This window comes from Pseudomonadota bacterium, assembly GCA_018823285.1.
Classification (GTDB): domain Bacteria; phylum Desulfobacterota; class Desulfobulbia; order Desulfobulbales; family JAGXFP01; genus JAHJIQ01.
The window spans coordinates 80,381-92,471 of record JAHJIQ010000030.1 but is presented as its reverse complement, the minus strand read 5'-3'; the positions used below and the strand labels follow the sequence as shown (position 1 = coordinate 92,471).

Sequence of the window (12,091 nt, the reverse complement as noted above, 5' to 3'; positions counted from 1 at the left end):
GAGCTGTGCGACTTTCCCGAGCTTGAAATGGGAGGGCGCAGCGCCCATTCCTTTTTCCGCCCCGCCCTCACCGACCTGATCCCGCTCCCCGAAGGCAGCGAACTCTTTGTTCTGGAAGACCGTTATCCGGTCGGCTTTGCCCCTGATGAAAGCGAGCCCTGCCACCTGGAAGATGATCCCGTAAGTCCGGGCAATCCCGTGCAGGCAGTGGCGGCTTTCATGGTCCCGGCCCATACCGCGATTTATTCCGCCGCATTCGAAAAAAAAGACCGGGGCAGCAAACACCTGCCGCTTTTTGCCTATACCGCAGTCGGCTGGCTTGACGACCGCTTCTGGGTGGCGGGATTCCGCAGCGATGCCGATCTCCGCCAGGAGCCGGGCCGATTCACCCAATCGCGGATCAAAAAAGCCACCGAGAAGCGGTTGCGGGAATACCCCAAAAACCGCCTGGTCCAGCATCTCGGCAAATGCAGCCTTACCTATGGCTGCCCGGCCGCGGTCAATTATTTCATGGACAGCTGGGAAGCCCCGTTGCCGACCGCTCCTGCCTGTAACGCCCGGTGTATCGGCTGTATTTCCCTGCAGCCCTCAGGGTGCTGCCCGGCCACCCAGGACCGAATCAAGTTTGTTCCCAGCGAAGCCGAAATCACCGAAATTGGTGTCGGCCATCTGCAGCGGGTGAAAAGAGGGGTGGTCAGTTTCGGCCAGGGCTGTGAAGGAGAGCCGCTCACCGAGGCGGAGACCATTGAAGAGGCGATCAGATCCATCAGGAAGAAAACCGCCACCGGCACCATCAACCTGAACAGCAATTCCAGCCGCCCGGCGGCAGTCGCCAAACTTGCCGCAGCCGGGCTCGACAGCCTGCGGGTCAGCATGAACAGCGCCCAGGACCATTATCACCACCGCTACTACCGGCCTAAGGATTTCACCTTTTCCGAGGTGAAGGAATCGATCAGGATCATGAAAGAGGCGGACAGATTCGTCTCCCTGAACTATTTCATCCTCCCCGGATTCACCGACGACCCCGCCGAATACGATGCCCTCTGCACACTGATCAGTGAATACAAGCCGGACTTTATCCAGCTCAGGAACCTGAACATGGACCCGGACTGGTATCTGGAGGAGATCGGGTTTGCGGCGACCGGCGAAGCGATCGGGATTTTAAATTGGTGGGAGAAACTGAAGAAGAAGTTCCCGGAATTACGGTTCGGGTATTTTAATCCGCCTATAAAGTAAGCCGTCGTTCAAAATCAACCGCCACACTTGAAGGCTGTAAACGGCATAAAGGGCAGTATCCAAGTCGCCAAATGTGACAACAATTGCTCTTGACCCACCTGAATACATATTCGATTACCATCTTTTTCACTTCGCACTATCCGCCCTGATTTTTTTCACCTGCCGATATCGTCTTCAATATTCCCAAGGCCGGTTTTGATGAAATTCCTGCGGAGGATAAAATTCTTGTGCAGCGGCTCAAGAACGACCTTGCCTTTTTCAACCTTCCAATCCAACGCGTCATGCACCGAAAGTTTAAGTTTCTCACGAACTCCCTTGGGAATCGTCGTTTGAAATTTTGAGGTGATTACTGTCCGCATCTCTCCCTCCGATTATTTCGTTGATATCATATATATTATCAACATCGTCTTCGCCTCGAAGGTCTCGCCGGCTCGCTATCTGCATCTGTGCCGATCTCGAACGCTCACGGATTCAGGTTACAGTTATACTGCTTCACCGCTCAATCCTGAGCTTGTCGAAGGATCATCCCGTAGTTTTCAGGAAAGAACAATCTTGAACTTTCTTCTGCCCTGGATCCGGTAGACAGAGAAATCCCGGTCGATGGTTGCAACGGTGTTCAGATCAAGTTTTTCCGCAAGATACACCAGGCAGGAATCGGCAAAATCCATCGGCAGATCACGATATTTTTCCGTTAACTCTTTGAGTCTGCCGAAATCACTGTTTTCAATATTATGCAAGAGAACGGCGCCTCTATAAATCCACTCCATAAAATCCACCTGAGCGTTTCGATTAAAATCCAGCAGGTGCAGGGTTTCCGTAATTGAGGCAAGGGTCGTGACGAGCGGATATTTATTGGTTTTTATAAAATTGACAGCCTGGTGATGATATTTATCGGAAGCGTCAAACAGGGCGATTAACGGGCCGGAGTCTATAAGAATTCTATTCATTTTCTTTTGGCAGCGACCTTGCTCTTCAGCAACTCTTTCCGATCAGCCGACAGATTTCCAAGGCCACTTGAATATTTGCCAAATAATTGTTCACCGGCCTCCCACGCATCAGGTTGCTTCATCTTGCCAAGATAGTCATTAATGCTCAATCTGATGAGTTCAGACTTGGATAAGCCAAGGTTTTCAGCTGCAATATTAACGTCTTTTTCCAGTTTCGGATCAAGTCTTAATGTGATCATGTCGCCACCTCCGTATTACAGATCGTAATACACAAAAACCGGGATGTCAATCAGCTCATGCTGCTCGATATCAAAACCCGCAGGTTGAGAATGAAGCGTAGCGGAATGGCAAACTATCACGTACGGCCCCTTACCTGCCCGATCGTTCTAAGCCATTGCCAGAAAACAACATGGCCGTTTTAGGGAACCGAATGGCATAAAGCTGAGTTGAGCAGCTTGTCTGCTCGTACGAAACTTATACCCGAAGGGTGAAAGGAGTCGTAAGTTATAAGGCAGCCTAAACAGCCATGTTATTTCTGAACGGCTCCTAAATAATTGGTTGACGCCGGGTATTACCATAGTCATACTCTGAACATGAAAACAGCAATCTCAATACCAGACAAATTGTTTCGTGCAGCTGACCGGTATGCAAAAGCCCATGGGGTTTCGCGCAGTAGCCTGTACGCAGAAGCTGTAGCGAAATTCCTCGAACAACACCCTACTGAGCTCATTACCAAACAGCTTAATGAAGTCTACTCATCTGAGCCTGCAAAATTGAATGATACCATTTCCAATCTGCAGTTCGGCTCAATAGAGAAAGAAGAAGCGTGAACAACATTTCTCAAATTATCACTCTCGACAAAGCACTATTAACTGAGAAAGTTCACCATCTCCCCAGCAACATCATAGACCAGGTCGACGAAGGATTAAAGCGGGTCCTCAAACCATAGCCTGAATCAAAATCTTCGCTTGTCTCCGGCAAACTCATTAAAACCCTGCCGCGAGCATCAGGTTCACTTCATGGGCCATCTTTTCATAGGTGGAATCGCCACCGTCTTCCTCATTCAGACAGCGCACTTCAAACATCAGATCGAGATTGTCCATCACTCCGTAGTTTGCGCCCAGGATGAAATTGTAGTCAATATCACCGGTGGCAGGGGTGGAGCGATCATTATCAAATTCCTCATACCGGATGGCCAATTCCAGGGGATCGTTCACCTGATAGGCAAAACCAACGGCAAAAGAGGTTTCCTTGTACTCCTGCCCGCCGATCTTTTCCCGTTTCAGCCCCGTAAAATATTCGGCATCAAAGGTCAGGTTATGGATTGAATATTCCGCGAAGAGGTTGACCGTATTGTTGCGCGCATCAAAACCGGGCTCAGAGGCATAGGCAAGACCGGCGGTCAGATTCTCCATCGGGGTGACCGAGGCCGTGATGATGAACGAGTTCACATCGTCGGTCTCTTCAGCCGCTGAAGCATAATCGCGGGTAAAGGTAGCGCCCATCCCGACGATCTGGTTCATCATATCCTCGCCCCGGTAGACGGTTAGCGAGGTATCCAGATTGGCAACCTTCTCAACCGCAGCACCTATGGTTAATGACGCTTTATTGATCTCATAGGCGTCGTGGGTGACCGGGTCACTGATCGTATGGGTGTAAAACTGACCAAAAGGCAGGGAGCGTTTGCCGCCAACCAGATAGATTGGTGTGCCGCCAAGGCTGTCGACCGTGAAAGTCGCTTCATCAACCCCTATTTTTTCATTCCCGCCGGTATCCCCGGAGTGGCCGACATCTTCGGCAAGCAGCACCACATTCGCGGTAGTGCTGTCATTTACTTTCGCCTCAATTCCAAGTTGCATCGTTGCCAGAAAAAGTTCCGAAGTGCTGTCGGTGTTCGGATCACTGCGGTCGCGGTCCGTCAGATACTGGAACTGCAGTTCGACCGCCCCGCCCATGGTCAGGTTTTCAAACCAGTTGGTTTCATCAGCGACACTCGCCGCATCCTGATCGGTAATGATTCCCTTGCTTTTCAGGATCTCTACGATCTTGTCGGTCTTCCGCTCATGGGCAAAAAGATTCCCTGCCCCGGCAATAAAAATGGTAAAAGCCAGACACCCGCACCACAGTTTCACGATCTTCATTCTCTCCCTCCAGTTTATGGTATTATTCCAAGGCATTTCAGGCCAACATAATCATGACACAACAAAGCGCATATTGAAGTCAAGATCAAACACAGGATATCGCTGATGGAATAAGGGTGTGGAATGTTTAAAAGTACCGGTTGTACCTGAGCCGTCACCCCGGCAGGTTGTAAGCCGGGGTCCAGGAAGGAATGGATTCCGGCTTACAACCTGCCGGAATGACGGAAACCGGGAAACCGGTATATGGACAGTTTCCGAACCCCTAGGAAGACACTTCCATATCCTTGAAGACAACTATATCATCAACCTTATAGTTGGTTCGAAAAGTGGCTGAAATTGGGTGGCAACCACAATGTTTTTAATAAAGTAATGCACACCCACTTTTCTCTCACGCCTTGCTACATCACACAATTGCAAGCTTGCAGCCCAAGGCCTCTACGACCTTCTTGACAGTCTCAAATTTCGGGGAACTATTGGGAGACAAAGCTTTGTAAAGATTTTGACGGCTCAGTTGTGTTTTATTGGCTATTTCGCTCATTCCTTTGGCTTTAGCCACATTACCAATAGCCACCATGAGCAACTCGCTGTCGCCCTCTTCAAAGGCTGCTTTAAGGTATTCATGGATCATTTCCGGGTTGTCCAGATATTCACTGGCATCCCATTTTCTGGTGGTTACTTTCATCGCTGTTTACTCCAGTTCGGCCATAATGCTTCTTGCTCTTTCAATGTCTTTATCCTGAGTGGATTTGTCGCCACCGCAAAGCAGAAAGACAACCTCACCGCCCTTGATGGTGTAATAAGCGCGAAAGCCGGGGCCAAAGAAAAAACGAAGCTCAAACAGTCTTCCACCAAGGTTTTTGTGGTCTCAAAAATTGCCCAATTGAATCTTGTCAAAACGGCTGATAATTCTAACTCTATGCCGTATGTCTTTGACCGTGGCGAGCCACCTGTCGAAAACATTTGTCGTTTCAATCTCGTATTTCACACGCCTATTGTCGCACATAAGAGACATGCTGTCAAGGGGACTTTTCTGTCACAACAATCTTCAGAAGTTCGAACAAAGCCGATTGAAGGTGTCCAGGAAAGGCATTAAATCATGCCCCTTATGTCAAGTCGACGGCTCAGTTGTGTTTTGTTGGCTATTACGCTCATTCCTTTGGCTTTAGCCACATTACCAATAGCCATCATGAGCATTAGTTAATTACTTAAGAGCGTCCCGCATCAATTGCTTTTCAGGATCTCTACGATCTTGTCGGTCTTCCGCTCATGGGCAAAAAGATTCCCCGCCCCGGAAATAAAAATGGTAAACGCCAGACACCCGCACCACAGTTTCTCGATCTTCATTCTCTCCCTCCAGTTTTTCTAATTCTTCATCAAGTATGGAAAGTCGTAAGCGCCGGTTTTACCCGGGTCGTCGCCCCGGCAGGCTGTAGGCCTGCGGCCAGGACGGCATGGATTCCGGCTGACAGCCTGCCGGAATGACCGGAACCGGGAAACAGCATCTCGGCAGTTTCCAAGTCGAAAGTGTTTCCGGCAACCAGTATGATTACACAACAGAGTGAATATTGAAGTCAAGATGAAACGTTGGTTACTACTGATGGCGGGAGAATTCCGCAGGTTATTGAAGTAACAAAAAAAAGGGCCACCCGAATGGGCGGCCCTTGAAGAACACAAACAGAATCTAATCAGGGATTAGAATGTTACATTGACCCTGTTACCAACTACAAAGAGAGCGTCGTCGTTAGCGCTGGCGTTGTCCCAGTCACCATAGGCGATTCCCAGGGTGTAAGTTGCATTCTGAGCGAGCGCATAGCTCATGTACACGTCAACCTCGATCAGGTTCTTGGAATCGTCAACCACATAGCCATGCTCGGAGGCCTGAAGGTAACCAATCCCACCACCGACATTGATCTTGTCGTTGATCTTCATGTCCGCGCCGGCGGCAACAAGATAGGTGGAGTCACCAGGATCACTGGCAGAGGTAGTAGCACCGAAATCGATAATCGCGGTCTCATTACAGGTCCCGATCAGCAGGGAAGGTGCGAAGTCATCGTCACAATCACGGGCAGTGGAAGAACCGCCAGCCTCATTGCCATCCCACATCGCGACGATACCTTTCAAAGTGGCAGGGCCAGCAGCCATGGAAGCGCCTACAAACCCACCAATGATCGCGTCTTTATTGGAATTATCAAGCAAATCGCCGTCTGAGTAGAAAATCTCACCCAGGATGTTCGCCGCGCCAGCCTTTGCATTGAAGAAAGCGTCAACCAGGTAGCCGGTGTCTTCGCCGGAGGTCTTGGCTGCGGAACGATCATCGATTACGTAGTTGGCGATCACACCCCATTTAGTGTCGCCGGCCTTGCCGACAACCAGGGCACCCCAGGTGTCCTTGTCCTGGTCGCCGTTGCTGGTTGCACTGTCTCCCTCAACATCTTTCTGCAGATAACCGGCAAAGGTCAGGTCGCCCGCTTTATAGGTGGCCTTGACGCGGTCAACGCTCGAACCCCAGCCCATGAATTTATTTCCCCAGCTCGCTTCCATCCGGCCAAAAGACCAGGTTCCGCCCAAGGTCTTGATGTCCATCCAGGCGCGATCAACACTGCTGGTGCCATGTCCGTCATCTGCTGTATTGTAAGTATTATCCGTACCCTTGCTCTGGTTATCGGTTGTATTATCATTACCGAATTCCTGATTCAAAAGAACGATCCGGGAACCAATCTTCACATCGTCATTCACTTTGATCGAGGCATTCAGGCGATATCTCTGATCCATGACCTGACGGCGATCCGTTCCGGTGTCGGATGCATCCACGTGGTTGTTCTTGTAAGAGCCACGCCATCTGGCTTCACCGGTGAGGGTCAGATTGTCTGCGGCAACCGCTGCAGAAGCCATGCCGGCAACCAGTCCAAGTGCAACTGCAAAACTCAACGCTTTCTTCATCCTTCATCTCCTTTGTTAGATTTAGCGGGTTGATCGACCAATTTGCAGTTGCAAACGATCGCCGGCTTATATTCAGTAAGACCGGAAAACCAACTTAAAAACCAAATTTATTTGGATTAAGTACCCTTGACTCCTATTGATGTCAAGTTTTTTTTCAGCGGATTTTTTAAAAATAAATTCAAATAAATCCAATGATTTCAGCCCTAACCCCCAATATTTACTGACAAATTTAATTGCCACGATGTGGTATCTTGTAATCTGCCATGGAAAAGCCGTACCTGACAACCAGGTTTTGCAACAAACGGGCCACAATCGGTTTCTATGACAATTATAGCGAATTATCAGTGAGTTACACAATATTCCACCGCAACACTATTCCCGAACAGGTGTTGGTAAAAACCCATCATCGTGTAATAAAAACCACGCACAAAGTTACTGAACCCTCAGCTCAGGCACCGGGTAGGAGGCCAGAAAAGACTGGCTGGATTTGAGCAGTTTGCCCGACTTCTTGCCAATGACTGCGACATTCAGCCTCCTGACTCCCTGTGCATCTTTTTCTTCAAGCTGATAGCCGGCAATATAACTGCCGATTTTGCCGGTCGACCAGAGGTCGACAAAGGAGATGCCGTTCCAACTCTTCGCCTCGATGGAGCCACCGGTGAAACTGGCGATGGTCTTGATCAGGGTAGTCAGGCTGGACGGGTTTTTCATCACCACCAGTTCGCTCCGCCCGTCACCGTTGAGATCTCGGGCAATCAGCCGTGACGGCACATTGAAGTTTTTTCGTTCCTGCGACACCGTTCCCGATGCCTTGCCGACAAATCTGACCGTGTACCCGAAGTTCCCATCACCCCGCCAGAGCAGGTCGCCCCCTTCACTAAAGAGGGTCAGATCGTCATCCTGGTCGATCACCGCAACTTCCAGCTGTCCGTCACCGGTAAAATCGGCCATCGTAAAATCAAAGATATTCACCTCGTCCGGGAGCGCGAGTTTTTCCCCCGCCTCAAGTTTGCCCTCTTTCACCTGCAGCTTGAAGACACCTGGAGCATAAGGAGTGTCAAAATCCCCCTTCTGACCGATCAGCACTTCCAGATCATTTACCAGCAGGGTTTTCACGTGCCACGATTGTTTGTCGAATAGAGGAGCAAAAGCAGAACCATTCCACTCCGCTCCGGAGGAGATCGCATCATTTTCGGAATTGGCGCTGATATAAATTTCCGCCCGTCCGTTCTTGTCAAGATCGGCCACGCTTATTGAGATGATTTTGGCGTACCCGACAGAGAAGGGCACCTCACCTGCCTCATCGAGTCTGCTCCCGTTACGCCGATAGACGTGGACCTTGTCATTTTCAGCGACAACATACTGGGTTGTGCCGTCACCATAAACATCGCCACTGTCAAAATCCTGCACTTCCATTGCAAGATACTGGCTGCGCTCAACCATCCCGGCATTTCCTGCCGGCAGGACAGCCTCTTCCGGAATGGCAACGGGTTGAACGATAACTCCCCCACCAAGCGGGACGGTTTTCCCCCGGTTGCCGAACATACGGTCCGGGTGTTCCGACTGGTCCGTCCCTGCGCCCACCACCGGGGTGATGGCTACCGGAGCCGCCCCGATGGCAAGACCGGTTGATCTCCCGACAGACGGGTCTGAGAGAGCTCCCGATGTTTTGCCGTACATTTTTGCAGAAATTTCACCGGCCATCTTGTCAACCGCCCTGATGATGGCGGACTGATCATCCGCCGAGGCAAAAAAATTCTCAACAACCACCGGTTCTCCTGCCCGGATTGCCCTGAGATCGATACTGACTCCTTTCCCCAGGCTCGTGATACTGCCGGAAAGCACCAGATCCGCCTTCAGCTCCCTGCCTATAGCCTCGGCGGCAGCATCCTTGCCGACTTTGCCGGCAGCTTCCTCAACCGCAGTCCGGCTGATTATGCCGACCCCGGCGCCTGCGGACAGCCTGCTGCCGAGCATGGCCCCGATCCCATCCTTTAAATACCCCATCTCTTCCGGTCCGTGCAGAACAAGAGGCAGAATGGCAACCTGCGGCTTTTCGGCCGCGGCGGCAAAACCGGGAATAAAAACGGCGGCAACCACCGCCAGCAGAAAGAAGACGACTGATCTGAACCTCGGTAATTTCATGTTTTTCCCAACAGTTAAGATTTTGCCAAACATTGACACCGGACCCGGAAACACCTGCCCGGGAACACTCTCCGGAAGGGCCGGAAAACTATAAATCAACAGTTCTTTACTATGTATTCTCGTGGATCGGCAAGGGATATTTTGCGGGATAGCAGATGGCGGATTTCGAACAGGAAATGGTGGATGATGAGGTTCCCATCGACAGCGAAAGCCGGAGCGGCCTTTCGACCTCATGTTCGCGACCGGGAGGTCGCTCCTACAGCCGGCGGATCTTTGTTGCGGGAGCGGCCTCCTCGTTGGAGCGGCCTCCCGGCCGCGAATTGCCCAAGGTGCATACCCCAGGCCCCATCTTCGCGGCCGGGAGGCCGCTCCAACGGAACACCTTTGTTCCGCCATGCCCCTTTTCACGTGAATCACGCGTTGTTCCAGAACCATCTGGTTTGCTTCAATTTAATCGCAATGACGAGGCGATAGCTGAAATTCAACGGCAATCACATTGCTTTTTATACCACCCTGTAGTAATAATCTTTTTCCGAAACCATCACTGATGGAAGTCGGAGTATAAAGCTGAGTTGAGCAGCTCGTCTGCACATACGAAACTTATACCCGCAGGGTGAAAAAAGTGAGTCGGGCCATCCTTCGACAGGCTCAGGATGAACGTGGCTTCAACTGGCACAGGGAAACAGACTTCGACAGGCTCAAAGTAGGGAGCACAGCAGCATGTCCGCTCGCCCTGAGTCTGGTGAAGAGTGAAAAGATCGGCATGAAATCAGAAACAGGTATCAACCGCAGGAGAGACAGAGATGCAGCATAAAAAAATAGTACTTCAGGATTGTTTGAAAACTTACACCTATGATCAGGACAAGGCGATGACCCCCGAGGAAACGGTGAACCGCTTTGAAGCCAAACTCAAAAAAGTCAATCTCGACATCCTGCGCGAGATCCGGCGGATCGATAACGGTCGCCTTGATATCCCGGTCTATTTCAGCGTCTGCGGCAAGGATGCCTTTGAGACCATCGGCAACAAGAAGCAGATGGGCAAGGGCAGCACACCCGAGCAGTCCCGGGCCAGCGCCTGCATGGAACTGGGGGAGAGGTTCAGCTTCTTCAGCTTCAAGAAAAATCCGGCCAATTTTATCGTCGACACCTACGATAATCTGAAAAGAGCCGGGCAGTCCGTGCTGCCGGTCGCCAAGCTCCTGCAGTCGGTCCATGACGAAAAGACCACCCCTGCACTCCTTGAAAAACTTCTCGAAGGGCTCACCATGCAGTGGGTCTGGGCCACCAATATCACCACGAATGCTGAAGTCCTGGTCCCCTTTTCCTGGTTTTATGCAATCAACGAATTCAACGGCCCTTCAGCCGGAAACACCTATGAGGAGGCAATCAGCCAGGGGGTCTGCGAGATTGTCGAACGCCACGTCTGTTCGATTATCAGCCGCGGCAGGCTCAAAACCCCGGCCATCGACCCGGCAAGCGTTAAAGATCCGGTGGCCCGCGAACTGCTGGATAAATTCAACCGGCACGGGATCAAGGTCTATCTGAACGATTTCAGCCTGGACACCGGCATCCCTACGGTCGGCGCCCTGGCCTATGACCCGTCGACCTTTCCGACCGACAGTGAGATTGTCTACACCGCCGGGACCACCCCCAATCCGGAAAAATCCCTGATCCGGGCCCTCACCGAGGTGGCCCAGCTGGCCGGTGACTTCAATACCAAGGCCAACTACGTTGCTTCAGGCCTCGAAAAACCATTGAGCATGGAAGAGGCACGCTACATCACCGAGGTTGAAAAAACGATCACCATCAACGAGATGGCGGACCTCACCGACGACAACATGAAGGTCGAAATCGAAAGGTGCCTCGGTGCTCTCAGGAAACTCGACATGGAAGCCCTGATCGTCAATACCATGCACCCCGATCTGCAAATTCCGACAATCTACACCATCGTCCCTGGAGCCCATTTCCGGGAACGATCAATGGTTTCAAACGCGGGTCTTTTCGCGGCCAAGCTGGTCAATGAACTGATCGCTGATCCGGAAGAAAAAGTCCGGCAGTTTGCCCGGATGGAAGAGCTCTTGCCCGATGCCTATTTTATCGAGTTTTACCTGGGGCAGAACCTCTACGAACAGGGAAGACCGGATGAAGCGCTTCCCCACCTGCGCCGCGCCCTGGTCCTTGACCCGGACCGGGAGGACATTCCCTATATCTACTCCTACATGGGAAACTGCCTGAAAGATCTGGAGCAATACGCAGATGCCATCGAAACCTTGAAAAGAGGCACCGAGCATGACGACGAGCGGCCGGATCTCCACAACCTGCTCGGCTTCTGTTATTTCAAACTCGCCGATCACGAAGCGGCCATCGAGCATTTCTCAAAGGCCGTTTATCTTGCCCCGACCTCGGCGATCGACTACGCAAACCTCGGAGTAAACTACCGGAAACTCGGCCGGAAAGACGAGGCCCTGAAATCATTCGCCCTGGCCCTGTCACTGGACCCGTCGATCACTTTCGCCAAGGAACACATGAGAGAGCTTTCGGCGGAAAGCTGAAACAGAGAACCGTGGAATATCGAACAAGGACTGGCGAAGGCTAAGGACTCAACTTTCTGAGTTTGGCAAATCTCCCGATAAAGCTGAGTTGAGCAGCTTGCCTGCTCGTACGAAACTTATACCCGAAGGG

The 12,091-nt window shown here is 51.4% G+C and carries 10 protein-coding genes and 1 pseudogene; 3 read left to right on the top strand and 8 right to left on the bottom strand.

Going from position 1 to position 12,091, the window contains the following annotated elements:
* The first annotated feature begins 27 nt into the window (after positions 1 to 27).
* On the top strand, positions 28 to 1,236 hold the full coding sequence (locus KKG35_08325) for a radical SAM protein (GenBank protein ID MBU1738134.1): 1,209 nt from the start codon (positions 28 to 30) through the stop codon (positions 1,234 to 1,236).
* 155 nt (positions 1,237 to 1,391) lie between these two features.
* On the opposite strand, the gene KKG35_08320 is transcribed toward KKG35_08325, so the two are convergent.
* The 3 genes from KKG35_08320 to KKG35_08310 all read right to left on the bottom strand — a co-directional run bounded on the left by KKG35_08320 (position 1,392) and on the right by KKG35_08310 (position 2,422).
* Complete coding sequence (locus tag KKG35_08320; GenBank protein MBU1738133.1) at positions 1,392 to 1,595, bottom strand: AbrB/MazE/SpoVT family DNA-binding domain-containing protein; 204 nt, start codon at positions 1,593 to 1,595, stop codon at positions 1,392 to 1,394.
* Positions 1,596 to 1,772: 177 nt separating this feature from the next.
* Positions 1,773 to 2,183: a PIN domain-containing protein gene (locus tag KKG35_08315; GenBank protein MBU1738132.1), complete on the bottom strand. Its 411-nt coding sequence runs from the start codon at positions 2,181 to 2,183 to the stop codon at positions 1,773 to 1,775.
* A complete protein-coding gene (locus KKG35_08310; protein MBU1738131.1) occupies positions 2,180 to 2,422 on the bottom strand; it encodes a ribbon-helix-helix domain-containing protein in 243 nt (80 codons plus the stop codon). The genes KKG35_08315 and KKG35_08310 overlap by 4 nt, the downstream gene beginning before the upstream one ends.
* 354 nt (positions 2,423 to 2,776) lie before the next feature.
* On the opposite strand from KKG35_08310, the gene KKG35_08305 reads away from it, so the two are divergent.
* Positions 2,777 to 3,013, top strand: a complete 237-nt coding sequence (locus KKG35_08305) for a ribbon-helix-helix domain-containing protein (GenBank protein MBU1738130.1) — start codon at positions 2,777 to 2,779, stop codon at positions 3,011 to 3,013.
* A gap of 156 nt (positions 3,014 to 3,169) precedes the next feature.
* Here KKG35_08305 and KKG35_08300 read toward each other — a convergent pair whose 3' ends face one another.
* From KKG35_08300 to KKG35_08280, 5 genes and pseudogenes are all read right to left on the bottom strand, one after another.
* Positions 3,170 to 4,324: a hypothetical protein gene (locus KKG35_08300; protein MBU1738129.1), complete on the bottom strand. Its 1,155-nt coding sequence runs from the start codon at positions 4,322 to 4,324 to the stop codon at positions 3,170 to 3,172.
* 403 nt (positions 4,325 to 4,727) lie between these two features.
* Complete coding sequence (locus KKG35_08295; GenBank protein ID MBU1738128.1) at positions 4,728 to 5,006, bottom strand: putative addiction module antidote protein; 279 nt, start codon at positions 5,004 to 5,006, stop codon at positions 4,728 to 4,730.
* Between the two features lie 6 nt (positions 5,007 to 5,012).
* A pseudogene (locus tag KKG35_08290) lies at positions 5,013 to 5,327 on the bottom strand (type II toxin-antitoxin system RelE/ParE family toxin).
* A 689-nt stretch (positions 5,328 to 6,016) separates the two neighbouring features.
* On the bottom strand, positions 6,017 to 7,264 hold the full coding sequence (locus KKG35_08285) for a hypothetical protein (protein ID MBU1738127.1): 1,248 nt from the start codon (positions 7,262 to 7,264) through the stop codon (positions 6,017 to 6,019).
* A 432-nt stretch (positions 7,265 to 7,696) separates the two neighbouring features.
* A complete protein-coding gene (locus tag KKG35_08280) occupies positions 7,697 to 9,409 on the bottom strand; it encodes a VCBS repeat-containing protein (GenBank protein ID MBU1738126.1) in 1,713 nt (570 codons plus the stop codon).
* Positions 9,410 to 10,212: 803 nt separating this feature from the next.
* Here KKG35_08280 and KKG35_08275 point away from each other — a divergent pair.
* Entirely contained in the window at positions 10,213 to 11,961 is a 1,749-nt protein-coding gene (locus tag KKG35_08275) for a YcaO-like family protein (GenBank protein ID MBU1738125.1), read from the top strand.
* Positions 11,962 to 12,091 lie beyond the last annotated feature (130 nt).

Bases quoted from the DNA above. Each gene is read 5' to 3' on its own strand.
- KKG35_08275 (MBU1738125.1), top strand. From the start codon at position 10,213: ATGCAGCATAAAAAAATAGTACTTCAGGATTGTTTGAAAACTTACACC.
- KKG35_08285 (MBU1738127.1), bottom strand. From the start codon at position 7,264: ATGAAGAAAGCGTTGAGTTTTGCAGTTGCACTTGGACTGGTTGCCGGC.
- KKG35_08295 (MBU1738128.1), bottom strand. From the start codon at position 5,006: ATGAAAGTAACCACCAGAAAATGGGATGCCAGTGAATATCTGGACAAC.
- KKG35_08310 (MBU1738131.1), bottom strand. From the start codon at position 2,422: ATGATCACATTAAGACTTGATCCGAAACTGGAAAAAGACGTTAATATT.
- KKG35_08315 (MBU1738132.1), bottom strand. From the start codon at position 2,183: ATGAATAGAATTCTTATAGACTCCGGCCCGTTAATCGCCCTGTTTGAC.
- KKG35_08325 (MBU1738134.1), top strand. From the start codon at position 28: ATGGGAGGGCGCAGCGCCCATTCCTTTTTCCGCCCCGCCCTCACCGAC.
- KKG35_08300 (MBU1738129.1), bottom strand. From the start codon at position 4,324: ATGAAGATCGTGAAACTGTGGTGCGGGTGTCTGGCTTTTACCATTTTT.
- KKG35_08305 (MBU1738130.1), top strand. From the start codon at position 2,777: ATGAAAACAGCAATCTCAATACCAGACAAATTGTTTCGTGCAGCTGAC.
- KKG35_08320 (MBU1738133.1), bottom strand. From the start codon at position 1,595: ATGCGGACAGTAATCACCTCAAAATTTCAAACGACGATTCCCAAGGGA.
- KKG35_08280 (MBU1738126.1), bottom strand. From the start codon at position 9,409: ATGAAATTACCGAGGTTCAGATCAGTCGTCTTCTTTCTGCTGGCGGTG.